The organism is Streptomyces mangrovi, from assembly GCF_900114215.1.
GTDB classification, from domain to species: Bacteria; Actinomycetota; Actinomycetes; order Streptomycetales; family Streptomycetaceae; genus Streptomyces; species Streptomyces barkulensis.
In genome coordinates this window covers 81,538-104,514 of the sequence record NZ_FOSG01000011.1, presented here as the reverse complement: position 1 = coordinate 104,514, position 22,977 = coordinate 81,538, and the positions used below count along the sequence as shown (strand labels likewise).

At 75.2% G+C, this 22,977-nt stretch carries 19 protein-coding genes; 12 read left to right on the top strand and 7 right to left on the bottom strand.

Annotated elements, in window-relative coordinates; translation table 11 throughout:
• Positions 1–58: 58 nt before the first annotated feature.
• The 4 genes from BM237_RS16990 to BM237_RS16975 are packed head-to-tail and all read left to right on the top strand — an operon-like array spanning position 59 to position 5,039.
• On the top strand, positions 59–1,381 hold the full coding sequence (locus BM237_RS16990) for a polyprenyl synthetase family protein (protein ID WP_107415238.1): 1,323 nt from the start codon (positions 59–61) through the stop codon (positions 1,379–1,381).
• 21 nt (positions 1,382–1,402) lie between these two features.
• A complete protein-coding gene (gene crtI, locus BM237_RS16985) occupies positions 1,403–2,956 on the top strand; it encodes a phytoene desaturase family protein (protein WP_093850525.1) in 1,554 nt (517 codons plus the stop codon).
• Positions 2,953–4,023, top strand: coding sequence for a phytoene/squalene synthase family protein (locus BM237_RS16980; RefSeq protein ID WP_093850524.1), 1,071 nt, complete (start codon positions 2,953–2,955; stop codon positions 4,021–4,023). Before crtI ends, BM237_RS16980 begins: the two co-directional genes overlap by 4 nt.
• 50 nt (positions 4,024–4,073) lie before the next feature.
• Positions 4,074–5,039, top strand: coding sequence for a Rieske (2Fe-2S) protein (locus BM237_RS16975; RefSeq protein WP_093850614.1), 966 nt, complete (start codon positions 4,074–4,076; stop codon positions 5,037–5,039).
• Between the two features lie 80 nt (positions 5,040–5,119).
• Here the strand turns inward: BM237_RS16975 and BM237_RS16970 are convergent, their stop codons facing one another.
• Complete coding sequence (locus BM237_RS16970; protein WP_093850523.1) at positions 5,120–5,833, bottom strand: class I SAM-dependent methyltransferase; 714 nt, start codon at positions 5,831–5,833, stop codon at positions 5,120–5,122.
• 125 nt (positions 5,834–5,958) lie between these two features.
• On the opposite strand from BM237_RS16970, the gene BM237_RS16965 reads away from it, so the two are divergent.
• Together BM237_RS16965 and BM237_RS16960 are read left to right on the top strand one after the other, a co-directional pair.
• Complete coding sequence (locus BM237_RS16965; protein WP_093850522.1) at positions 5,959–7,236, top strand: lycopene cyclase family protein; 1,278 nt, start codon at positions 5,959–5,961, stop codon at positions 7,234–7,236.
• Positions 7,233–8,831 carry an FAD-dependent oxidoreductase gene (locus tag BM237_RS16960; protein WP_093850521.1) on the top strand — a complete coding sequence of 533 codons (1,599 nt, stop codon included), beginning with the start codon at positions 7,233–7,235 and terminating at the stop codon, positions 8,829–8,831. The genes BM237_RS16965 and BM237_RS16960 overlap by 4 nt, the downstream gene beginning before the upstream one ends.
• Positions 8,832–8,862: 31 nt before the next feature.
• Here the strand turns inward: BM237_RS16960 and BM237_RS16955 are convergent, their stop codons facing one another.
• From BM237_RS16955 to BM237_RS16940, 4 genes are all read right to left on the bottom strand, one after another.
• The gene (locus BM237_RS16955; protein ID WP_245793681.1) at positions 8,863–9,408 is read right to left on the bottom strand and encodes a methylated-DNA--[protein]-cysteine S-methyltransferase; all 546 of its coding nucleotides are present in this window, start codon (positions 9,406–9,408) and stop codon (positions 8,863–8,865) included.
• Positions 9,409–9,567: 159 nt separating this feature from the next.
• Positions 9,568–9,957, bottom strand: coding sequence for an STAS domain-containing protein (locus BM237_RS16950; RefSeq protein ID WP_217655880.1), 390 nt, complete (start codon positions 9,955–9,957; stop codon positions 9,568–9,570).
• Positions 9,954–11,117, bottom strand: a complete 1,164-nt coding sequence (locus tag BM237_RS16945; protein ID WP_093850519.1) for a cobalamin B12-binding domain-containing protein — start codon at positions 11,115–11,117, stop codon at positions 9,954–9,956. Before BM237_RS16945 ends, BM237_RS16950 begins: the two co-directional genes overlap by 4 nt.
• Complete coding sequence (locus BM237_RS16940; protein WP_245793680.1) at positions 11,114–12,718, bottom strand: PP2C family protein-serine/threonine phosphatase; 1,605 nt, start codon at positions 12,716–12,718, stop codon at positions 11,114–11,116. Before BM237_RS16940 ends, BM237_RS16945 begins: the two co-directional genes overlap by 4 nt.
• A 598-nt stretch (positions 12,719–13,316) precedes the next feature.
• Between BM237_RS16940 and BM237_RS16935 the strand changes: the two genes are divergently transcribed.
• Together BM237_RS16935 and BM237_RS30020 are read left to right on the top strand one after the other, a co-directional pair.
• Complete coding sequence (locus BM237_RS16935) at positions 13,317–14,519, top strand: globin domain-containing protein (RefSeq protein WP_093850517.1); 1,203 nt, start codon at positions 13,317–13,319, stop codon at positions 14,517–14,519.
• Positions 14,520–14,723: 204 nt separating this feature from the next.
• Positions 14,724–15,050, top strand: coding sequence for a hypothetical protein (locus BM237_RS30020; RefSeq protein ID WP_245793679.1), 327 nt, complete (start codon positions 14,724–14,726; stop codon positions 15,048–15,050).
• 111 nt (positions 15,051–15,161) lie between these two features.
• On the opposite strand, the gene BM237_RS16925 is transcribed toward BM237_RS30020, so the two are convergent.
• On the bottom strand, positions 15,162–16,379 hold the full coding sequence (locus BM237_RS16925; RefSeq protein ID WP_093850516.1) for an NAD(P)/FAD-dependent oxidoreductase: 1,218 nt from the start codon (positions 16,377–16,379) through the stop codon (positions 15,162–15,164).
• 599 nt (positions 16,380–16,978) lie between these two features.
• Here BM237_RS16925 and BM237_RS16920 point away from each other — a divergent pair.
• Complete coding sequence (locus BM237_RS16920) at positions 16,979–17,560, top strand: VanZ family protein (protein WP_245793678.1); 582 nt, start codon at positions 16,979–16,981, stop codon at positions 17,558–17,560.
• A 28-nt stretch (positions 17,561–17,588) separates the two neighbouring features.
• Here BM237_RS16920 and BM237_RS16915 read toward each other — a convergent pair whose 3' ends face one another.
• Positions 17,589–18,404 (bottom strand): endonuclease I family protein, encoded by an 816-nt coding sequence (locus BM237_RS16915; protein ID WP_093850515.1) that lies wholly within the window; start codon positions 18,402–18,404, stop codon positions 17,589–17,591.
• A gap of 325 nt (positions 18,405–18,729) precedes the next feature.
• Between BM237_RS16915 and BM237_RS16910 the strand changes: the two genes are divergently transcribed.
• From BM237_RS16910 to BM237_RS30330, 3 genes are read left to right on the top strand one after another with little or no spacing between them, the layout of a single operon-like run.
• The gene (locus tag BM237_RS16910; protein ID WP_093850514.1) at positions 18,730–19,125 is read left to right on the top strand and encodes a hypothetical protein; all 396 of its coding nucleotides are present in this window, start codon (positions 18,730–18,732) and stop codon (positions 19,123–19,125) included.
• Positions 19,126–19,131: 6 nt separating this feature from the next.
• Positions 19,132–20,058 (top strand): hypothetical protein, encoded by a 927-nt coding sequence (locus BM237_RS16905; RefSeq protein WP_093850513.1) that lies wholly within the window; start codon positions 19,132–19,134, stop codon positions 20,056–20,058.
• On the top strand, positions 20,055–22,958 hold the full coding sequence (locus BM237_RS30330) for a CHAT domain-containing protein (RefSeq protein ID WP_093850512.1): 2,904 nt from the start codon (positions 20,055–20,057) through the stop codon (positions 22,956–22,958). The genes BM237_RS16905 and BM237_RS30330 overlap by 4 nt, the downstream gene beginning before the upstream one ends.
• The last annotated feature ends 19 nt before the right edge of the window (positions 22,959–22,977 follow it).

The window sequence follows — 22,977 nt, the reverse complement described above, 5'->3', positions numbered from 1 at the left end:
AAAACTTCTGTCCGTATGTGCGCCGGGCGTCTCGGCCCCGCGCCGGGAAGGAGCCGCGATGCGGCACCAGGCCACCGACCTGGCCCTCGCCCCTGCCAGTCCCGCACCCGCACATCCCGTGTCGGCCGTCCTGGGAGGAGAGCAGACCGTCCGGGCCGCGCCCCGGCCGCCGCACCGCCCGGACGAGGCCCGCGCGGAACACCCCGCGGAAGGCCGCACGGCCCGCGGCCCCCTCGCCCGGGACCCCGACCACGACATCGCGGCCACCGTCGACGCCGTGCTCACCGAGCATCTGACGCTGCGCCGGGCCGAGGCGCGGCGGATCAGCGACCGTTTCACCGCCGATGTCGCCGACCGGCTGGTCGATCTGGTGCGGCGCGGCGGCAAGCGGCTGCGCCCGGCCTTCCTGTGGTGGGGCTGGCGGGCGGGCGGCGGCACTCCGGAGCACGCCGACGCGGAGGCGGTGCTGCACGCGGCCGCCGCGCTGGAGCTGATCCAGGCCTGTGCGCTGGTGCACGACGACCTGATGGACGACTCGCCGCTGCGCCGCGGCGCGCCCGCCGTCCATGTGGCCCTCGCCCGCCGGCACCGTGCCCGGGGACTGCGCGGGGATGCGGACGCGTTCGGGGCGTCCGCCGCCCTCCTGACCGGTGATCTGGCCCTGGTCTGGGCGGAGGACCTGTGGGACGCGGCGTCCCCCTGCGAGGAGGCCCGGCGGCGGGCCCGCCCCGTCTGGCGGGCGATGCGCACCGAGATGGTGGCCGGGCAGTACCTGGACCTGTACGGGCAGGCGGCCGGCGCGCCCTCCCCCTCCGCCTCCCTGCGCATCGCCCATCTCAAGAGCGGGCTGTACACCGTGGAGCGCCCGCTGCACCTGGGGGCGGCGCTGGCCGGCGCGGACGCGCACACCACCTCGGCGCTGCGGCGGGCCGGGCGGTGCGCCGGGGTGGCGTTCCAGCTGCGCGACGACCTCCTGGGTGTCTTCGGGGACCCGGCCCGTACGGGGAAGCCCGCGGGCGACGACGTGCGGCAGGGCAAACCCACCCATCTGATGGCCCTGGGCCTGCGCCTGGCCCGCGTCCGCGGCCGGGGCGCGGCCCGGGAACTGCTGGAGCACGCGCTCGGCGACCCCGCGCTGACCGAGGAGGACCTGGACCGGGTGCGCGCCGTGCTGACCGAACTGGGCGCCCGTGAGGCCGTGGAGCGGCGCATCGGCGGCCTGACCGGCGAGGCGCTGGCCGCCCTGGAGGAGGCCGCGCTCGACGGGGCCCCGGCCCGAGAGCTGTCGGCGCTGCTGCACGCCGTCCTGGGCGAACCGGCCGCCGGCCACCACCGCCCGGGCGGCGCCCCCCGCGACGCCGCCGCCCTCCCCACCCGCTGAACACCTGCCGAAGGAATCCGGATGAGAAGACTGCACGGGCCGGGCGACCACGTCGTCATCGTCGGGGCGGGGCTGGCCGGGCTGTCCGCCGCACTGCACCTGCTGGGCGCCGGGCGCTCGGTCACCGTCGTCGAGCGGGAGGACGGGCCGGGGGGCCGGGCCGGCCGCGAGGAGTGGGCGGGCTACCGCGTCGACACCGGCCCCACCGTGCTGACCATGCCCGATCTGGTCGACGAGGCCATGGCCGCGGTGGGCGCCAGGCTCTCCGACCACGTCGAGCTGATCGGGCTCCACCCCGCCTACCGCGCCCGTTTCGCCGACGGCGGCTGCCTGGACGTGCACACCGACCCGCACGCCATGGAGGCCGAGATCGCCCGGGTGGCCGGGCCGGAGGAGGCCGCCGGGTACCGGCGGCTGCGCGACTGGCTGGAGCGGCTGTACCGGGTGCAGATGCGCTCGTTCATCGACGCCAACTTCGACTCGCCGCTGGGACTGCTCGGCGCCGACCTGGCCAGACTGGCCGCGCTCGGCGGTTTCGGCACCTGGCACGGGCGCGTCGCGCGCTTTTTGAAGGACGAGCGGCTGCGCCGCGTGTTCTCCTTCCAGGCCCTGTACGCCGGGGTGCCGCCCACCCGGGCGCTGGCCGCGTACGCCGTCATCGCCTACATGGACACCGTCGCCGGGGTGTGGTTCCCGCGCGGCGGCATGCACGCCGTGCCCCGGGCCATGGCCGACGCCGCCGCCGGTGCCGGGGCCCGCTTCGTCTACGGCGCCGAGGTGACACAGCTGGAGCGTTCGCCGGGCGGGCGTGCCGCGGCGGTGCGCACCGCCGGCGGGGAGCGCATCGCCTGCGACGCGGTGGTGCTCACCTGCGACCTGCCCCTCGCCCACCGCCTGCTGGGCGGCGCGCCGCGCCGCCCGGTGCCGCTGCGGTACGCGCCCTCGGCAGTCGTCCTGCACGCGGGCTGTGACCGGACCTGGCCCGAACTGGCCCACCACACGCTGTCGTTCGGCTCCGCCTGGGAGTCGACGTTCCGGCAGCTCACCCGGACCGGCGAGCTGATGAGCGACCCCTCCCTGCTGATCACCCGGCCCACCGCCACCGACCCCGCGCTGGCCCCCGGGGACAGGCATCTGCACTACGTGCTGGCGCCCTGCCCCAATCTGGTCACCGGCCCCCGCGACTGGGACCGTGTCGGCCCCCGCTACCGCGACGAACTGGTCGCCGAGCTGGAGCGCCGCGGACTGGACGGCTTCGGCGACGCGATCGAGGCGGAGCGTCTGGTCACCCCGGCCGACTGGGCCCGGCAGGGGCATGCGGCCGGCACCCCGTTCTCCGCCGCGCACACCTTCGCCCAGACGGGCCCGTTCCGGCCGCGGAACCTGCCGCGCGGCTGGGAGAACGTGGTCCTGGCCGGCTGCGGCACCACGCCCGGCGTGGGCGTGCCGACGGTGGTGGTCTCCGGCAAGCTCGCCGCCGCCCGTATCACCGCCGGCTCCGGCCGCCCGCGCCCGCCACGGCGCGCGGCGCAGGCTCCGACCGGTGCCGGCGCGGCCGAGGGGGCGGCCGTATGACGGCGCGCGAGCTGGACGCGGCGGGCGTCCACGACCCGGCGCTGCGCGCGGCCTACGCCCGCTGCCGCGAGCTGAACGCCCGCCACGGCAGGACGTACTTCCTGGCCACCCGGCTGCTGACCCCCCGCCAGCGCCCGGCCGTCCACGCCCTGTACGGCTTCGCGCGCTGGGCGGACGACATCGTCGACGACCTCGACCCCGCCCTCACCCCCGAGCAGCGCGCCCGGGAGCTGGCGGAGCTGGACGAGGAGCTGTCGGCGGCCCTGCGCACCGGGCGCGGCGGGCACCCGGTGATCGCGGCCCTGGCCGACACCGCCGCGCGCTACGCCATCGCCCCGGGGCACTTCACCGACTTCATGCGCTCGATGGCCATGGACCTGCACGTCACCGAGTACCCCACGCTCGACGACCTGCGGGTGTACACGCACGGCTCGGCGGCCGTGATCGGTCTTCAGGTGCTGCCGGTGCTGGACACGGTCGTGCCGCGCGAGGAGGCCGCCCCGCACGCCGCGGCGCTCGGGGTGGCCTTCCAGCTCACCAACTTCCTGCGGGACGTGGGCGAGGACCTGGACCGCGGCCGGATCTACCTGCCGCTGGACCGGCTGGCCGCCCACGGCGTCGACCGCGATCTGCTGCTGTGGTGCCGCCGGGCCGGGCGCACCGACGCCCGGGTGCGGGCCGCGCTGCGGGAGTTGTGCGAGACCACCCGGGGGATCTACCGGGAGGCCGAGCCGGGCATCGCCATGCTGCACCCGGTCTCGCGGCCCTGTGTGCGCGCCGCGTTCGTGCTCTACCGCGCCATCCTGGACCGGATCGAGGCGGCCGGGTACGCGGTGCTCCACCGGCGCGCCGTGGTCCCCCGCCGCCGGCGGGCCGCCGTGGCACTGGGCGGGCTGGCGGATGTCGCCGCCTCACGCGCCCGCGGCGCCCTGACCGGTGACCTGCCGCGGGCGCCCGGCCGCCCGCGGGGCCCGGTGGAGAAAACGGCGGGGGAAACGGCGGAGAGAACAGAGGAAGCCCCGCGGACCCGTCGGCGGGACGCGCAGCGAGGAGGAGTGCTGTCTTGACCAAGCGCCGTATCGGGGGTTCGACCGGTTGGCGCAGCCCCCTGCGTCCGATGTCCGATCCCGGCTGGAGCCGCCAGGAGCCGACCTGGCGGGCGGCCCGGCCCCAGATCATCGCCGACGCCCTGAAGCGGGCCTCGGCCCGCCCCTCGGGCAACTGGTACGTGGTCGCGGCCAGTCGCGAGATCCGTCCGGGCCGCCCCTTCGGCAGGACGGTCGCCGGAGTGGAGCTGGTGCTCTGGCGCGCGGAGTCCGGGCGCCTGGCGGCCGGTCCGGGCGCCTGTCCGCACCTGGGGGCGCCGCTGTGCGACAGCGTGGTGGAGTCCGGGCGCCTGATCTGCCACTGGCACGGTCTGGGCCTGACCGAGCGGGGCATGCCCGGCTGGGAGCCCTACCCCGTGTACGACGACGGGGTGCTGGTGTGGGTGCGGCTGGACTCGGCGGGCGGCGAGGAGCCGCTGGAGCGGCCCTGCCTGCCGAAGCGCCCCGACCCGGCCGCCTCGGTGGACGCGGTGACGACCCTGGTGGGCGCCTGCGAGCCGGAGGACGTCATCGCCAACCGGCTCGACCCCTGGCACGGGGCGTGGTTCCATCCGTACGCCTTCACCCGGCTGACGGTGGTGGAGGAGCCCGATCCCGCCGTCAACGGCGACCGCTTCCTGGTCGACGTGGCCTACCGCGTCGGCCCCCGGGCGGGCGTGCCGGTGCGGGCCGCGTTCAGCGCGCCGGAGCCGCGCACGCTGGTGATGCACATCGTCGACGGCGAGGGCGAGACGTCGGCGGTGGAGACCCATGCCACGCCGCTCACCGCCCCGGGCGATCCGAACCCGCGCACCGCCGTGATCGAGGCCGTGCTGGCCACCTCCGGCCGGCCGGGCTTCGCCGTGGCGCGGGCCGCCGCGCCGCTGCTGCGGCCGCTGATGCGGCGGGCCGCGGCCCGGTTGTGGCGCGACGATCTGGCGTACGCCGAGCGCCGCCGGCTGCTGCGCGGCCAGGGCCGCTTCCCGGGGGCGGTGTGAGGGCCGCCGGGGCGGCGGCCCTCACACCGGGTTCCGGGCCGGGTTCCGCGCCGGCCCCCCTGCCGCGTCCCGTGCCCGGCTCAGCGGGGGGCGCGGGCCAGGAAGGTGTGGAGGATGCCGTACTCCCAGCCCGGCAGCGGCGCCGTGCGGACGGGTTCGAAGCCCGCCGCCGTCAGCCGCTCGGCCAGTTCCGGCGCGGTGTCGAACTCCAGGACGCTGCGCCACAGATGGCGGTACAGGTCCGCCCCGCCCGGGCCGAGGGAGCCTGCGGGGATGATCACCGAGCGGCACACGGCCGTCCAGACCAGGCGGTGCCGCGCAGCGCCGGACAGGGCGTACTCGTGGACGGCCAGCCGTCCGCCGGGGCGCAGCAGGCCCCGCAGCCCGTTCAGCACCTTGTCCGGGTCGGTCAGGTTGCGCACCAGATAGGCGGCGAACACCGCGTCGAACGGCCCGCTCACCCCCGCCTGCTCCAGCTCCTCGGCGGGTGTGTGGACGAAGGCGACGTTCCCGGGCCACTCCTTGGCGGCGGCCCGCTCCAGCATCCCGGCCGAGGCGTCCACCGCGGTGATCTCGGCGTGGGGCGCGGCGGCCAGCAGCGCGGCGGTGGAGGCGCCGGTTCCGCAGCCCAGGTCGAGCACGCGCAGGCCCTCGCCGCCGTCCGGCAGGGCCAGTCTGCGGGCGGAGCGGCGCAGTTGCCGGTGGTAGCCGGGGTTCGCACCGACCAGGCGGTCGTAGGCGGTGGAGGCACTGTCGAACGCCGCGGTCAGCGCGCCGTCCTGCAGGAGGGTCATCGTGTCCGTCCTTCCGCCCGTACGGGCCCGGGGTGTGGGGTCATGGCCGCACGCCTACCCGGCGTGCGCCGCCCGGAACGCGCCGGTGAGCGCGCCGGACGCGCTGCCGGGAGGAGGGGGCGCGGATGAACCGCCCGAAGACCGCCGCGGCCCCGGCCGCGCACACGGGAACGGACGCGGACGTGGTGGTGGTCGGTGCGGGCGCGGCGGGCCTGTCGCTGGTCCGCCACCTCCTCGACGCCTCCTCCTCGCCCGCGCTCTCGGTCGCGGTGGTGGAGCCGCCGCCGGGCCCCGCCCGCAGCCCCGAGCGCACCTGGTGCTTCTGGGAGGAGGAAACCGGACCCGGTGCCGGGCTCGGCGCGCCCGTCACCGCCTCCTGGCGGCGGCTGCTGGTGCGGGGCCCCGGCGGGGAGGCCCTGGGCGGTGACAGCCCCCGGCGCTATCTGATGGTCCGCTCCGCGAACTTCACCCGGGCGATGGACGCCCGGCTGGCCGCCGCCGATGCCGTCACCCGTGTCACCGGCACCGTCACCGCCGTCGGGGACGGGCCGCACGGTGCGCGGGTCAGCGGCACGGACGCCGCGGGACGCCCCTTCGCGCTCACCGGCCGCTGGGTGTTCGACTCGCGTCCGCCGCGGGCCCTGCCGCCCGCCCACACCACCTTGCTGCAGCACTTCCGGGGCTGGTTCGTGCGTACCGCCGAGGACCGCTTCGACCCGGGCACGGCGGAGCTGATGGATCTGCGCACCCCGCAGCCGCGGTGCGGGCTGTCCTTCGCCTACGTCCTGCCCCTCACCCCGCGCGAGGCCCTGGTGGAGTACACCGAGTTCTCCCCCCGGCTCCTGACCGTCCGGGAGTACGAGTCGGCGCTGCGGCACTACACCGAACGTGTCCGCCCGCTGGGCGAGTTCACCGTCACCGGTGCCGAGCAGGGCGTCATCCCCATGACCGACGGGCGCTTCGCGCGCCGGGCCGGGCGCTCGGTGTTCCGCATCGGCACGGCGGGCGGCGCCACCCGTCCCTCGACCGGCTACACCTTCGCCACCGTCCAGCGCCAGAGCGCACAGGTGGCCGCGGCCCTCGCGGCCGGGCGCACCCCTGTGCCGCCCCGGCCGCACGCCCGCCGCCATCTGGCCATGGACGCCGCGCTGCTGCGTGCCCTGGCCACCGGCCGGGTGGACGGCGCGGACTTCTTCGCCCGCCTCTTCCGCCGCAACCGGCTGGACAGCGTGCTGCGCTTCCTCGACGGCCGCTCCGCGCTCCGCGAGGAGGTCGCGATCGGTCTGCGCTCCCCCATATGGCCGATGGCGCGCTCCCTGGCCGAACTTCCCCTCCTGCCGCGCCGGCCGTCCGCCGCCGTGCCGCGTCCCGGCGATCCCCACCAGCGAAAGGCCCCCCGATGACAGACGCGACAAACCCGTTCCCGTACCCGCTCGCGGGCCGGGGCCGTACCCGGCTCGCCCGCGACCGTTACGCCGTGCACCGGCCGGCGCCCGCCGGGGCGGCCCGCGTGGGCGACCGCGAGGTGCGCGCCGCCGTGGTGGGCGGCGGCATCGCCGGGCTCACCGCCGCCACCGCGCTGGCCGAACGCGGTGTGGCCGTGGACCTGCTGGAGCGCCGGGAGGTGCTGGGCGGGCGGGTCGGGGGCTGGTCAACGAAGCTGGCCGACGGCACGTCCGTCACCATGAGCCGCGGCTTCCACGCCTTCTTCCGGCAGTACTACAACCTGCGCAATCTGCTGCGGCGTATCGACCCGGCCCTGTCGATGCTCACCCCACTGCCGGACTACCCGCTGTGGCACAGCGGCGGAGCGCGGGACAGCTTCGCGCGGGTGCCCCGCACCCCGCCGTGGAGCGTGCTGGGCTTCACCGCGCTCAGCCCGACCTTCACCCCCTCGGGGCTGGCGGGCATGAACCCCCGCGCGGCGCTGTCCCTGCTCGACGTGCGGGTGCCGGAGGTCCACGAGCGGCTGGACGGCGTGAGCGCCGCGGACTTCCTGGACTCCGTCGGCTTCCCCGAACCGGCCCGGCACCTGGCCTTCGAGGTGTTCTCCCGCAGTTTCTTCGCCGATCCGCGCGAGCTGTCGGCGGCCGAACTGGTGCTGATGTTCCACATCTACTTCCTGGGCTCGGCCGAGGGGCTGCTCTTCGACGTCCCCGACGACCCCTTCCCCGCCGTCCTGTGGGATCCGCTGGCCGCCCGGCTGGAGCGGCTGGGGGCGCGGGTGCGCACCGGTACGGCCGTGGAACTGGTGCGTCCCGGGCGGGACGGCTTCACCGTGGTGACGGCCGAAGGCCGGGGGCCGGGGGCCGAGCGCGGCGAGCGCTACGACGCGGTCGTCCTGGCCGTGGACGGCGCGGGCCTGCGCGCCCTGGTCGACAACTCCCCGCAGCTGGGCGGTCCCGGCTGGCGGGCGTCGGTCGGGCGGCTGCGCGAGGCCCCGCCCTTCCTGGTCTCCCGCTACTGGCTCGGCCGGCCCGTGGCCGCCGACCGGCCCGGCTTCCTGGGCACCAGCGGCTACGGCCCGCTGGACAACGTCAGCGTCCTGGACCGGTGGGAGGGCGAGGCCGCCCGCTGGGCCGCGCGGACGGGCGGCAGCGTGGTGGAGCTGCACGCCTACGCCGTCGATCCCGCCGCGGACCGCGCCGCCGTCCGGCGGGCGGCCCTGGCCGGACTCGCCCGCGTCTACCCGGAGACGGCGGGCGCCCCGGTCGTCGACGAGCGGCACGAGTGGCGGCAGGACTGCCCGCTGTTCGCCACCGGCACCTGGCGGGACCGGCCGGGGGTGCGCACCGGTCATCCCCGGCTGGTGCTCGCCGGGGACCTGGTGCGCACCACGCTGCCGGTGGCGCTGATGGAGCGGGCGGCCACCACCGGTTTCGAGGCGGCCAACGCCCTGCTGGCCACCTGGGGGGTGCGCGGCCACCCGCTGCTGACGGTTCCGCGCCGGGGCCGCTCGGCGCCGCTGCGGCTGCTGGCCTCGGCCCTCGGCGGCTGACGGGTGTTCGGAGCACTGTTCGGAAGACTGTTCAGAGGAGGGGGAGCGGCATGGCCCCGGCGGCCGGGAGGGCGCGCTCGTGCTCCAGAAGCGCCCGTTTGCGCTCCACTCCCCCGCCGTAACCGGTCAGGGCGCCGTCGGCTCCGATGACGCGGTGGCAGGGCACGATGACGCCGACCGGGTTCTTTCCGTTGGCGAGGCCGACGGCGCGGGACGCCGTCGGCCGGCCGATGTGCCCGGCGAGCCGGCCGTAGGTCCAGGTCTGTCCGTGGGGGATCTCGCGCAGCGCGGCCCAGACACGTCGCTGGAACGGTGTTCCGTGCAGTCTCAGCGGCAGGTCGAAGCTCTCGCGGCGCCCGGCGAAGTACTCCTCCAACTGCCGGGCCGTCTCGGCGAACGGCGGCCCGGCGGGCTCCGGCAGCCGCTCGCCGAAGGCCGACTCGTCGGGCCGGTGCCGCTGGGCCTCCATGTAGAGGCCGATCAGATGCTCCTCCTCGGCGACCAGGGTGAGCGGGCCGCAGGGGCTGTCGACGACGGTGTGTGCGCGCCTTCCGGGCGCCCGGGGCACTGCGGGCACGTGCTGGGTCTCCTCTCGGCCGCGGTCCGGACGGGTCCGGTCCGCTCGGCACCAGCATGGCCCGTCACCCACCGACCGACCGGCGGTTTCCGGACATCTGCCCGTCCCGCCTCCCCGGCGGGGCGGAGCGGGGACGGGGATGGTCGCCGCCGGACGCCGTCAGAGGGCGCCGGTCCGCTGCTCCGGCTCCCCGGCCTGCCCCGGGGGCTCCTCCCCGGGCGGTGCGGTGAGGTACTCCAGGGTGCCGGTGATGTCCAGGAGCCGTTCCAGGAAGGGAGGGCGGTTGTCGAGGTGGAGGCGGGTGCCGCGGGCGCCGGCGAGGCGGTGGACGAGCAGCAGCCCGGAGAGTCCCGTGGAGTCGCAGGTGCTCAGCGCGGCGAAGTCGAGGTGGAGGTCGTCCGGCGCCGGCCGGGCGCCGAGGTGCAGGCGTACGGCGCCGACCAGTTCCCCGGTGGTCTCGTGGTCGAGGTCGCCGGTGACGCGGAGCCGGGCGGTGCCGGGGCCGGTCTCGGCCGCGAGCGCGAAGGAGGGGCGGTGCATGGGTGTCATTCGGGCTTTCCGTGGCCGGTGGTGTCGGGTGTGGTGGCAGGAGCGGGAGCGGGGGCGGAGTCCGCGTCGAGGGCCCGGTGGGCCTGTTCCAGCAGGCGGGTGGTGCGGGGGAAGTCCTGCAGCTGACCGGCCAGCAGGTCCAGCGCGGGGCGCAGGGAGTGGGCGGGGACCTTGCGGGCGGTGAGGATCTGCGCGGTCCAGGTCATGAAGCCGGTGAACAGCTCCTCGTCGTCGACGTAGAGGGCGGCGGAAAGGAAGTCGATGATGTGGGCGACGTCCTCGGCCGTGTGCAGCCGCTGGCGTTCGGTGTATTCGCGCATGGCCGGGAACCGCTCCTCCAGCCCGGTCATGGTCTCCCCCACCAGCCGGGGGGCGGTGCGCGAGACCATCGTGTACTCCTGGTCGGCCAGGTGGGGCAGGTCGTCGACCGGATGGTGCGCGGAGCGCGGGCCGGGCAGCAGCGGCGTCTCCCCACCCAGCCTGTCGGCGGCGGCGCGGGCGTCCGGGGCCCAGGCGTCGGCGCCCAGCAGGCGGGCGTAGCGCCCGTCGGGGCCGAAGGCCGCACCACCGGCCAGCACCGGGGTGCCGGCCGCCTGGCAGGCGGTGATCGCGGCGTGGGCGGTGGGCAGGCGGGTGGGGATGGAGGAGGACAGCGCGACGGCGCAGGGCCCCGTGCGGTGCAGATGCGCTATCAGGTGCGGTACGGGGACCTGGGCGCCGAGGAAGTCGACCTGCCAGCCGCGCAGCACCAGCACCTCGGCGAGCAGCCGGGCGGGCAGGGCGTGCCACTCGCCGTCCACGCAGGCGACCGTGACGCGGCCCGCCCCGGCGCCGGGCCGTGCCCCGCCGCGCACCCGGTGGGCGAGTGCGGCGATGATCCGGTCGTTGATGGCGGTGGCGGCGTGCTCCTGCGCCACGGTGATGCGGTCGGCGGCCCACTCGGCGCCCACCTTCCGCTGGACGGGCGCGATGACGTCCAGCAGCACCGCCTCCGGGTCCGTGCCGGCATCCAGCGCGGCGAAGACGGCCTCGGAGGCCGCGTACTCGTCGCCCTCGCGGACGGCGTCCCACAGCCTTTCCCGTGCCGCGTGCGGACCGGCCGTGTGCGGGTCGGCCGCGGACTTCGCGGCGGTGGAGGCGGGGTCTGTGCGGATGGTCATGTTGTGTACCTGCCCCGAGTGTGGCCGTCCACCGCGCTGAGGTGCACGGTGCGCGGCGCGGTGATGGCGACGACGGCCATGTCGTCGTGGCTTCTCCCGGCGACCCACTGGCCGGCGAGCATCCGGACGCGTTCGACCACGGCCTCCGCCGGCATGGCCGCGCACTCCCCGAGCGCGTCCTTCAGCCGCTCCTCCCCGAACATGTCCCCTCCCAGGGGCCCGCCGCGGGCCTCGGTGATGCCGTCGGTGTACAGCAGGCACGTCTCGCCCGGCGCGAGCTCGACCGTGGCGGTGCGCGCCCGGATCCTGGGCAGCACGCCGATCAGCGACCCGCGGGTGTCGGCCTCCTCCACGCTCCCGTCGGCGCGCACGATCAGCGGCGGAGGGTGGCCGGCACTGGTCAGCCGGAGCCTGACGTGGTTGTCCACACGGGCGGCGGAGGCCAGTACGAGGGTGGCGAAGCGGGTGTGGTGCGAGCTGACCAGCGCGCCGTTGAGCAGGCCGAGCACCCGCGGATGGTCGCCGGCCATCGGCAGCAGGGCGTGCAGCGTGTTGCGGATCTTCCCGGTCAGGACGGCCGCCTCCAGCCCCTTGCCGCACACGTCACCCAGGACGACCAGGGACTCCTCGTCCGGCCCGGCCGCGGGGTGGAGGTCGTAGAAGTCGCCGCCGACCCACTCCTTGAGCTCCGACACGCGGTAGCCGCCGGCGAACTCGACCCCGTGCACCTGGCGCAGCCCGGGCGGGAACAGCTCCCGCATCAGCGTTTCGGTGATGGCGGCCTGCTCGGCGTACAGGCGGGCGGCCGACAGCGCGGCTCCGGCCCGGGCGGCGAACAGCCTCGCGAAGGTCTCCTCGCTCCGGCTGAACGCGGCGTGGCCGGTGCGGCGCAGCAGGACCAGCGCCCCGGCCGGGACGCCGTGGCCGGGCAGGGGGGTGACCACCACCGAGCCCGCCGGTCCGTCGAACCGGGGCGGCATGATCCAGTCGGGCAGCAGCGCGGGGTCGATCCAGCGCGAGGGCACCGGCGGGAATCCCTGGAGCGCCTCGCTCAGACCCGGCACCGTCTCCGGGTCCGCCTCGGCCGTGCCGTGCACCGGGCCCTCGGGGGTGCCGTGGGTGACCGGGAGCCTGCGTCCGGCCGCCGGGGCGATCAGCACGGCCGCGTCCGCCAGGTGCTGCACGGCCAGGCGCACGATCGCCTCTGTGCACCGCTCGACGTTCAGGGTGGCCGACAGGGTCTCGGACACCTCCGCGAGAAGGGCGGTGCGTTCCCGCTCGCCGCGCAGGGCGTCCTCGGCCAGGCGCAGTTCGGTGTCGTCGAGCAGCCACCACACCACGTCGCCGTTTCCGCCGCGGGCCGGATGCGCCCGCAGGCTCCGCCCGCCGGCCTCGCCCCCGGGCGCCTCGCCCGGCCCGGAGAGCGGGGCGGAGGACGCGGTCAGGCGCCGGTGGGCATCGGCCAGCCAGTGCGGCACCGCCTCCTCCAGCCGTGCGCCGGGCACCGCCTGAGGGAGGAGTCCGGTGGCGACCGCGTTGGCCCCCACCACCGTGCCGGACGGATCCACCACCAGCACCGCGCAGGGCGCGTCGTCCCACACGGCACCGGAGCCGGTACCGGTACCGCGCGGCCGGGCAGATGAATCCTCGAAGATCGCCACAACCGGGGCCCGCGCCGCGGGCCCCACCGCCTTCCTGCCGAATGAACGCTGAACGGAACGCCGGGTGGAACACCGAACAGAGAATTGCCGTCCGGCAACCTTCCCCCGGATGGCGCGATCGGGGCAACCGCGACGCCCGCCGGGCGAGCGCCCGCACACGGCCCCCGTCTGCCCCATGAGAACAATCGGCGAGGTGGATTCGGGCTAAAAATAGCGATTATGAGGTAATCGTGATAAACCTCACTGTCCCCGACTCCGCCCCCGTCACCGGCCGCTGAACCGCCGGAGTCCGGCGGCCGGGCACGGGCAGCGCCTCCGAACGCGGGCGGCGGGCCGTACGGGGCAGCGGTCACGGGCCGCCCCGGGGCCGCACGTCCCCGCCCCGGAAGCGGTGGCCGAGGCCGTACGTCCCCGGCGGCAGGGCCTTTCGGCCCTGATCCCCGCCCGGCGCCCGAAAGCGCCGCCCGCCGCTGCTAGACAGGTCATGGCCGCACGTCAGCGGCCGACGAACCCCGTGCCCCTTCCTCCTAGGAGCGTCATGCTTTCCGCCGAATCGGCCTCGGTGATCCGTGCCACCCTGCCCGCCGTTGGCGGTGCGCTGGACGAGATCACCACCCGCTTCTACGCGACCATGTTCGCCGACCGCCCCGAGCTGCTCGACGGCATGTTCAACCGCGGCAACCAGGCCAGCGGCGCGCAGCGGCAGGCCCTGGCGGGCTCCATCGCCGCCTTCGCCGGCGCCCTGGTCACCGAGCCCGGCACCCGGCCCGACACGCTGCTGGCCCGCATCGCCCACAAGCACGCCGCCGTCGGTGTCACCGAGGACCAGTACACGATCGTGCACAAGTACCTCTTCGCCGCCATAGCCGACGTGCTCGGCGACGCGGTCACCCCCGAGGTGGCGGCGGCCTGGGACGAGGTGTACTGGCTGATGGCCGGGGCCCTGATCGCCCAGGAGGCCCGCCTCTATCTCATGGCGCAGGTCGAGCCCGGGCACCCCTGGCGGCAGTGGACGGTCGTCGAGCGGCGCGAGGAGACCCCCGACACGGTGTCCTTCCTGCTGCGCCCCTCCGACGGGACGCCCGCGCCGGCCGCCCGCGCGGGCCAGTACGTGAGCGTGCGGGTGCGGATGCCCGACGGCGTCCACCAGCTGCGCCAGTACAGCCTCTCCTCCGCCCCCGGGGACCGGACGCGCCGGATCACCGTCAAGCGGGTCCAGGGCGACGGCGCCCCGGAGGGCGAGGTGTCCAACCTGCTGCACCGCACCGTGCGGCCGGGCGACGAACTCACCCTCTCCGCCCCCTTCGGGGACGTGGTGCTGGACCGGTCCGACCGGCCGCTGATGCTGGTCTCCGCCGGAATCGGCTGCACCCCCATGGTCGGCATGCTCGAACACCTCGCCGTCACCGGCTCCACCCGCCCGGTGACGGTGCTGCACGCCGACCGCTCCCCCGGCGACCACGCGCTGCGCGCCGACACCGAGCGGCTGGTGAATCGGCTGCCGGAAGCGCGCTCGGTGTTCTGGTACGAGCGGCCCGGCGCCGAGGAGTCCCGCGCCCGCCGGGGCGCGATGGACCTCGACGGGCTGGAGGTGGACACCGGCGCGAGCGTGTACCTGTGCGGTCCGCTGTCCTTCATGCGCTCCGTGCGCGAGCAGTTGCTGCGCGCGGGGGTGCCGGCCCGGGAGATCCGGTACGAGGTCTTCGGGCCCGACCTGTGGCTGGCCGGCGCGGCGGCCTGAGGCCGCCGCCCTTCCCCCGGGGCGGTCACGGGTGAACGTACGGCCCGCCGGTGCGACCGGCGGGCCGTACGCGTGTGCGCTCCCGTGCACGCGCACGGGGCCGGACGCGGCCGGTCCGGCGGGGCGGGAACATCCCGGGCCCGAACAGCGCTACTCACTGTGCCCCTGCGTTATGAGCGGTATGAGATGGAAGGTGTGGGAACAGTGGCTGAGACAGGACGGGCGCTTCCCCGGCCGGCCGGCGAGACGCCGATGGTCACCTCCTGCGACCGGCGGATCGCCGTGAAGTGTCTGCGGCTGCCCACCGCGGACCGGCCGATCAGCCGGGTCACCCTGGATCTCGGCCCGGGCCGCGGCAGCACGCCGGGCACCTGGGCCGCGCTCACCGCCGAAGAGGCGCGCGAGCTGGCCCGGCGGCTGCTGGCCCAGGCCGCCCTGGCCGAGCGTGAGGCCACCACGGCGTCCGGCGCACTCCCGTCCGCGCCTTCCCCCGGGCTCTCTCCCGCGTCGCCCGGCCTCCCCTCCCTCTGACCCGGCCCTCCCCCGGCGCCCTGCACCGGCGCCCGGCACGGGCGGCCCGGCGAGTGACACGGTCCGGCCGCCCCTCCCCCCGGTGAGGGAGCGGGGCGGCCGGGTGGCCGGTCACAGCCGGCCGGTGAGCATCCCGCGCCAGTACACGGGCGGCAGGCCGTACCGCTTGAACAGCCACATGTCGCGGCGTTCCCTGGTGGTGTCGATCAGCGGGAAGCTCGGCGCGGGCTTCAGGTCGTAGTCGAACTCGGCGAGCAGCATCCTGTCCCGCGCGGTCACCAGTGGGCAGGAGGTGTAGCCGTCGTACCGGTGCGAGGGCTCGGCCCCCCGCATGGCGTCGAGCAGGTTGCCGGCGACCACGGGCGCCTGCTTGCGGACGGCCGCGCCGGTCTTGGAGGTGGGCAGGTTCGCGACGTCGCCGATGGCGAAGACCTCCGGATGGTGGGGGTGGCGCAGGGTGTGCCTGTCCGCCTCGACGAAGCCGTAGGGACTGGCCGGGTCGGCCAGTGGGCTCTTCTCGACCCAGTCGGGGGCGCTCTGCGGCGGTACCGCGTGCAGCATGTCGTAGCCGAGTGTCTCCTCGGTCCCGGCGGCGCGGCCGGTGAGGGTCACCGTGCGCCGGTCGCCGTCGACGGCGGTCATCTCGGTGTTCAGCCTGACCTCGATGCCGTACCGCCTGGCGACCCGCTCCAGCTCCCGGTTCCAGACCGGCACCTTGAACAGGGCCGGGTCCGGTATCACCAGCACCACCCTGATCCGGTCCAGGACACCCTTCCTGCGCCAGTGGTCGGCGGCCAGATAAGCGATCTTCTGGGGTGCGCCGCCGCACTTGAGGGGGGTGGCGGGATGGGTGAAGACGGCGGTGCCCGAGCGCATGTCCTTGATGAGCTCCCAGGTGCGGGGGGCGTACTCCGGCGCGTAGTTGCTGCTGACGCGGTCGTGGCCGACCGCCTCGGCCAGGCCCGGGACGCCGTTCCAGTCGAGCTGGATGCCGGGGGCCATCACGAGGAAGTCGTAGCCGGCCTCGGTGCCGTCGGAGAGGGTGACGGTGCGGACGCCGGGATCGACCGCCTCGGCGGCCTTCCGGATCCAGCGCACCCCCTCGGGGATGACGGAGGCCTCGGGCCGGCCGGTGATGCGCAGGGACGCCTGGCCGCCACCGACGAGCGTCCACAGCGGCTGGTACCAGTGGACGTCGGAGGGGTCGATCACGGTGATGTCGCGGACTCCCGCGCGCCGCAGCCGGGCGGCGGTGCTGATGCCGGCGCTGCCGCCGCCGACGATCAGCACGCGCCGGTCCGGGGTGCCGGGGCTGGTTCTGGGGGACATGGGGTGCTCCCGTCTGCATGGGTGCGGATGTGCCGGTGAGCCCGGGGGCTCACGCCGCCGGGGCGAGGGGTCGGCGGCTCGGGTGGGAGCCGCCGGGGTCCGCGACTCCTCGACTCCTCCGGACACGTCCAGCACTTCCTTGTATACCCCTGGGGGTATCAGGAGACCCAGACTAGAGCACGGGGCGGAGAAACCGCAAATACCCCACCGGGTATCCGCGAACGGTTCCGCCGCACCGTCCGGGCGGGTGTGCCGAGAGGCCGGGCGGGCCGGAAGACCCCCGGGCACGGCGAGGCGGCCCGGGCCGCTCCTCCCGGGCCGCTTCGACCTCTCCCCCTCACGGCTCCCCACAGCCGCACGACGATGCTGCCCGCCCCGCCGCGTCCACCACAGGGCCGAAAGGGGAACACCGGGCGGGGACCAACGTCCCTTCCCGCCCGGCCCGGTGACGCACCGCCGTGCGAACCGACCGCGCCTCAGGAACGCGGCCCGGCGGCCGTGTTGGACCGCATGCGGACCGTTGCTCCGGGTATCCGGCATGCACGGCGCGCTCCGCGTGCCGCACAGTCGAGGGCCGACCACGACCGGGGGTGCGAGGGATGAGGCGCGGTCTTCCGCCGAGGAGTACGGACTCCGACGCGGCCACAGCCGTGAGCGGGGAGCCCGCCGCACCCCGGCCGCCCCTGGTGCGGGCGCTGGTGATGGTGGTGGCCCTGGCGGCGACGGTGCTGTTCGCCGTGGTGCTGGCCAGACTGACCCTGACGCCGTCGTACGCCTCGGAGGCGCTGACGCACAGCAATCTGCGGCCGGGCGACTCCATCCGCAACTACCTGGAGCAGCCCGCGTTCCGCGACACCGTCAAGCAGCTCGGCGGCAACATCGCCCTGGGGGTGCCGTTCGGAGTACTGCTGCCGGTGGCCTGGCCGCGTGCCCGCGGACTGCTGCGGGTGGTCCTGCTGACCACGGCGGTGATGGTGGCGGTGGAGCTGGTGCAGGGGGCCGTGGTGCCGGGCCGGGCGTTCGACATCGACGACGTCATCCTCAACACCACCGGCGCGCTGCTGGGTTACCTGCTGCTCGGCCGCCGCATCGGCCGTGCCGTCCATCCGCCCCGCCGCCGCTGGTGGCAGCGGGGCACGAGGCGGGAGAGCGCCGCGGCCGCCGGGTCCGGGAAGGCCTGAAGGCGCCGGGCCGGCGGGAGGTCCGGTCTCACCAGATGGCCTCGACCCACTCGGGGCGGTCGATGAACGGATTCCGGTTGCGCTGGTACTCGTTGTAGATGACCTCGTTGCGGTTGCGCTCGAAGGAGTCGGGCGGGTCCTCCCGGTGCCACTGCTTCAGGACGCTGATACGCCCGTGGTAGGGCGCCGATCCGTTGCCCACCCGGTCGTTGGGCTCCAGATCGGCGAAGCCGTCCTCGCCCTCGTAGCGCACGGCCATGTAGAGGATCATGCGGGCCACGTCGCCCTTGACCGCGTCGCGCGGCTCGAAGCTGTCGCCGTCGGTGTAGTTGCCGGGGGCCCCGGAGACCGCGCTGCCGCCGTTGTCGAAGTCCTTGTTCCCCCGGATGCTGTTGACCCGTACGTCCGTGGGGCGCAGATGGTGCAGGTCGGTGCCGGGCCCGGTCCTGGTGCCGAAGTCACCGTGGGACTTGGCCCACACGTGCTCGCGGTTCCAGTCGCCCAGGTTGCCGCCGTGCTCGGACTTCGACTGGGAGCGGCCGCTGTACAGCAGGATCACGTTGTCCGGGTCGTAGGGGTCCTCGTCGGTGTCTCCCAGCGCGTCCCAGACCTGGCTGTAGGAGAGTCTGTTCTGCTCGCTGATGATGTCGTTGAGTGCCGCCTTCAGCGCGGTGCCGGTCCTGCCCTCGGCGGACGCGTAGTAGGTGCTCGCCGTGGAGGCCGGGAGCGCGGCGGACGGAACGGGGGCGGGAGCGGCCGAGACGGAGGTGGGAACGGCCACGGCCAGCAGGGCGGCCGCGGCCAGGGCTATGCCTCCGGCCGCGGACCTGCGGGAGCGGGACATGTGGGGATGTCCTTTCGGTAGGCCCCGGATCAGGGACTGCCAACGGTTGTTCGATATACGGAGCCTCCCATATAGACATGTCCCTGCCAACAGCACAGTGGGAAGATCCCGTGACCTTCACGAGAACGACGGGCCCCGTCGTCACCGCGTCTGCGCCGCCCTCCCGGAGCAGGGCCGGGGCGGTTCCCCGGAAAGCCCGACGGCACGCCCCGGGTGTGGAACAATTTCTCCGCCCGACGCCGGGAGCACCGTGCCCTCGAGTGCCCCCTTCACGCGGGCCGGGGTCCGGCCCAGGGGCGGCCGACCCCCGGAGGGGGGAGCAGCAATGCGTGATGAGGACATTGTGGCGGCGGCCCGTGATATCCGCGCGGAGTCTTCGGCGCCCGGGGCGAACGAGCCCGGGTTCGATACGGCCGCACTGGATGCCCTGCTGCGGAGGGCGTCCTCGGGAGAGCGGGTGGGCGACGAGATCCTCGCCCTGCTGACGTCGAGTGCCGCGGTCCGCCGCGAGTTGAGCCGTCGCCTGCCGCAGGAGGAGGACACCGATCGGTCGGCGGCGGACGGCCCCGGCTACTCGGGCCTGCCCGGCTTCGGCGAGCCGAGCGCGGAGATCGTCCACAGATGTCCCGTGTGCGGGTACGAGTACCCGCTCTTCGAGGTCGGCGAGCCCGTCCCGGAGGAGTGCCCCGACGGGCACGGCCCTCTCGCGCTGACGGCCTGACGCGCCGTGCTCACCGCGTTGTGGACGGGGCTGGGCGGCCGGCTGGCCGAGCGGTGGGACTCCTCCGCCGTGATGTTCTGGACCGGCGGGGTGCTGGCCTGGGTATGGGGCCACGGTGGCCTCAGCGGCCCCGGCTCCGGCTGGCAGGCGTTCGGAAGCGCCTGGGAGCAGGAGTTCGGCGGTCTGCCCGTGGCCGCCCAGGTGGTGATCGCCGTACTGGCGCTGCTGATCGTGGCCGGGTCGAGGCGACTGGCGGAGGCGCTGACCCCCGGCGTGCTACGGCTGCTGGAAGGCTACTGGCCCGCCTGGGCGTCACCGGTGCGGGCCATGCTCATCGGCGTACGGGGACGAGGCATCGGACGCAGGGCCGACCGGTGGCGCGCCCTGGCCCGGCGCCGGGCGGAGCTGTCGGCCGCCGAGCGGGCCGAGTACGCGGCGCTGAACGCCTGGCGTGCCACGGTGCCGCCCGCACCGCCGGACCGGATGCCGACCGGCCTGGGTGATCTGCTCAGGGCTGTCGAGTCCCGGCCTCGGCACCGCTACGGGCTCGATGCCGTGGTGTGCTGGCCGCGACTGTGGCTGGTCCTCCCCGAGGAGGTCCGTGCCGAGGTCGCAGCGGCCCGTGCGCGGCTGGACGCGAACGCGCGATTGTGGCTGTGGAGTCTGCTCTTCGGCGTCTGGACGGTCTTCACCTGGTGGGCTCTGGCCGCCGCGCTCGTCGGAACGGCCGTCGGCTACAGACTGGCCCTCTCCGCGGCAGCGCAATACGGCCAACTGGTCCAGGCGTGCTTCGACCTCCACCGCGGTGGGCTCTATGAGGCGCTGGGACGGGAACTCCCCTCCGATCCCCGGCGGGAGTACGAGGCGGGCAGGGAGCTGACGGCGCGTCTGGAGCGCGGCCGGACGCCCCCCGCTCCCGGGGAGCCGGCATGAGTGCGCGGCGGGGGCGGGAGGTGGAGGAGCAGTTGGGGTGGCTGCCCGTCCCCCGGCCACCGATCCGTTTCCGTGCCCGCCTCGCGGCCGCGGGCCGGGCGCTCGCCGACTACGTGCTCGACGGCGACGAGTCTGCCCGGCGGCGCCTCTCCGACACGCTCGACCGGATAATCGCCGACCGGTGCTTCGCCACCGCGCCCCGGGGTTTCCGGGTCTCCCTCATGACCCGTTCGGGAATCGCGCACAACTGGCGCGGAGTCGCCGAGTACGACCACGGGGAGATACTCCGGGCCCGTGATCTCCTCACCGCGGGGCTGCGGCTCTCGTCACCGGACGGTCCGGACCGGGCCTGGCTCGAGTACGCCCTCGCCAACACGTTGGGCAACCTGCGCGAGCCCGGCCGTGAGGCCGCGTCGGCTGCCGAAGCCCTCGGGTACGCCCGGCGCAGCGTGGCGCATGCCGCGGGCGCGGGCGATCCGCGGCTGGTGGCGCAGTGCAGAAGCGGTCTGGCGCTGTTACTGGGCCGCCTCTTCCGGGCGGAAGGAGGGCTCCCCGTGCTGAACGAGGCCATCGGCCACGCGGAGTGGGCCGTGGCCGCGGCGGGGCAGGGGCTGCTCGGCCCCAGATTCAGATACGCACTCGCCGATCTGCTGTCCGCCAGGTACGACGCCCGCGGAGGGCTGAAGGACCTCGACCGAGCCATCGAGCTGCTGCGCACGGACCAGGGCGCTCGCCTCCACATCATGGCGCCGCAGGGCAAAGCGCTGCAGGGGACGCTCGGAGCCCTGCTGCGCCGCCGGTATCTGCGCACCAGGGACCCCGCCGACCTCGACGAGGCGGTCCGGCTGCTGAAGGAGACCGTGGAGGAGGCTCCTCAGCCCGACCCGGTCGGGCTGACCAACCTGGGCAACGCCCTGCTGACGCGGTACGAGGTCCACCGCGAACCGGACGATCTGCTCGGCGCGTTCGAAGCGCAGCTCCGGTCGCTGGCCGCCCGCGGCGCGGACGATCGGCGCACGGCCCCCGCGCACAACAACATCGGCAACGCGCTGGCGTCGGCCTGGCGCACATCCGGTGACCGCCGGTTCGGCGAGGCGGCGGTCGGGCACTATCGCACGGCGCTGGGGCTCACCGGGGAGAACGCCCCCGAACGTGCCTCCCGCGAGTACAACCTCGCATCGATCCTGCGTGCTCTGGGCGAGCCCGGCGAGGCGGTCGCCGCCTACCGCGACGCCGTACGCCACGGCCTTGACACCTCGCCGGAATGGGCGCTCGCCGCGGCCCGGCAGTGGGGTGGCTGGGCCGCGGACCGCCATCACTGGCAGGAGGCGGCCGACGCCTACACGAACGCGCTGGAGGCGGCCGGACGGCTGTTCCGGATCCAGCTCCTGCGGGAGGAGAAGGAGACATGGCTGGCCGAGTCGCAGGGGCTTCCCGCGGAGGCGGCCCACGCGCTGTTCCGCGCCGGGCGGTGGAAGGAGGCCGTGGTCGCGCTGGAGGCCGGACTCGGCCTGCTGCTGTCCGAGGCTCTGGAGGCGGAACGCATCGACCTCGGCCGGCTCTCCGGCACGGACCACTCCGACCTGGCCGGGCGGTACCGGGCGGCCGTCTCGGAACTGGAGGAGACGATGCGCCGGGGGGCCGGTCCGGACACCCTGCGCCGCCGCCGGGAGGCGGTCGACGAGACAGCCGGGAGAATCCGCTCCACAAGCGGGTACGAACACTTCCTGGGACGCCCGGACTTCGCCGCCGTACACCGTTCCGTGCCTCCGGGCGCCGTTGTCGTGTACCTTGCCGCGGCGAGCCCGTCCGGGGTCGCGCTGGCGGTGGGTGAAGGCGGGGACGTGTCCGCCGTGGAACTGCCGTCGGTGACCGCGGCGGCGGTCAGACGCCGGATCGGCACACTGCTCGGTGCCCGCCGGGGCGCGCCCGGGGCGTGGAGAGGAGCGCTCGACGCGGTCACCCGCTGGGCATGGGACGCGATCGTCTCCCCCGTTCTGTCGATCGCCGGGGACCGCGACGAGATCGTCTTCGTGCTTTCCGGTTCCCTGGTGATGCTTCCGCTGCACGCGGCCTGGAGGCCGGTGCGGGAGGCCCCGGGTTCGCGTCGCCACCTCCTGGACGAGCACACCGTGAGGTACGTCCCCAACGCACGGTCGCTGGCGGTCACCCGGGAGATCGCGGCACGGGTGCCGGCCGACAGGGCCGCGGTCGTCGCCGACCCCGAGCCGACCTCGTGGAAACCAGTCGGGTACGCGCGGGCCGAGACGGCCTGGGTCCGGCACTGGTTCCCGGCCTGCGACGTCCTGCGGGGCGGGGAGGCCCGCCACGCGGCGGTGTTGGAGGCGCTGCCACGGGCGCGGGTCCACCACTTCGTCTGCCACGGCCTCGCCCGTACGGACAGCCCTCTGCGCAGCGCGCTGATCCTGGCCGACGACGCGGAGCTCACCCTGCGGGAGATCATGGAGCTGCGGCTGACGCGGTCCGGCGCCGGTGCGCGGCTGGCCGTGCTGTCCGCCTGCGACACGGCTGTGCCCGGCGCCCTCCTGCCCGACGAGGTCGTCTCCCTCCCGAGTGGTCTGATCCAGGCAGGTGTCGCCGGCGTGGTGGCGAGCCAGTGGGCGGTCCGCGGCGAGGCGGCGAGCCTGCTGACGGCACGCTTCTACCAGCTCTGGCGGGCCGAGGGGCTGAGCCCGCCCGCGGCATTGTGCGCGGCCCAGCGGTGGCTCCGGGACACGACCAACCGGGAGAAGGCCAATGATCTGGCGCCTGTCGCCGCCCTCGCTCCCGGGGACGACGATCTGGCGGTCCTGGTACGGGCCTTACGGCTGCGCGACCCGGAGGCCCGGCCCTATCTGCACCCTGCCGACTGGGCCGCGCTCGGCTACCACGGCTCCTGAGAAGTGCGGACGGTGACGC

Bases quoted from the DNA above. Each gene is read 5' to 3' on its own strand.
- BM237_RS16990 (WP_107415238.1), top strand. From the start codon at position 59: ATGCGGCACCAGGCCACCGACCTGGCCCTCGCCCCTGCCAGTCCCGCA.
- crtI (WP_093850525.1), top strand. From the start codon at position 1,403: ATGAGAAGACTGCACGGGCCGGGCGACCACGTCGTCATCGTCGGGGCG.
- BM237_RS16980 (WP_093850524.1), top strand. From the start codon at position 2,953: ATGACGGCGCGCGAGCTGGACGCGGCGGGCGTCCACGACCCGGCGCTG.
- BM237_RS16975 (WP_093850614.1), top strand. From the start codon at position 4,074: ATGTCCGATCCCGGCTGGAGCCGCCAGGAGCCGACCTGGCGGGCGGCC.
- BM237_RS16970 (WP_093850523.1), bottom strand. From the start codon at position 5,833: ATGACCCTCCTGCAGGACGGCGCGCTGACCGCGGCGTTCGACAGTGCC.
- BM237_RS16965 (WP_093850522.1), top strand. From the start codon at position 5,959: ATGAACCGCCCGAAGACCGCCGCGGCCCCGGCCGCGCACACGGGAACG.
- BM237_RS16960 (WP_093850521.1), top strand. From the start codon at position 7,233: ATGACAGACGCGACAAACCCGTTCCCGTACCCGCTCGCGGGCCGGGGC.
- BM237_RS16950 (WP_217655880.1), bottom strand. From the start codon at position 9,957: ATGACACCCATGCACCGCCCCTCCTTCGCGCTCGCGGCCGAGACCGGC.
- BM237_RS16945 (WP_093850519.1), bottom strand. From the start codon at position 11,117: ATGACCATCCGCACAGACCCCGCCTCCACCGCCGCGAAGTCCGCGGCC.
- BM237_RS16935 (WP_093850517.1), top strand. From the start codon at position 13,317: ATGCTTTCCGCCGAATCGGCCTCGGTGATCCGTGCCACCCTGCCCGCC.
- BM237_RS16925 (WP_093850516.1), bottom strand. From the start codon at position 16,379: ATGTCCCCCAGAACCAGCCCCGGCACCCCGGACCGGCGCGTGCTGATC.
- BM237_RS16920 (WP_245793678.1), top strand. From the start codon at position 16,979: ATGAGGCGCGGTCTTCCGCCGAGGAGTACGGACTCCGACGCGGCCACA.
- BM237_RS16915 (WP_093850515.1), bottom strand. From the start codon at position 18,404: ATGTCCCGCTCCCGCAGGTCCGCGGCCGGAGGCATAGCCCTGGCCGCG.
- BM237_RS16910 (WP_093850514.1), top strand. From the start codon at position 18,730: ATGCGTGATGAGGACATTGTGGCGGCGGCCCGTGATATCCGCGCGGAG.
- BM237_RS30330 (WP_093850512.1), top strand. From the start codon at position 20,055: ATGAGTGCGCGGCGGGGGCGGGAGGTGGAGGAGCAGTTGGGGTGGCTG.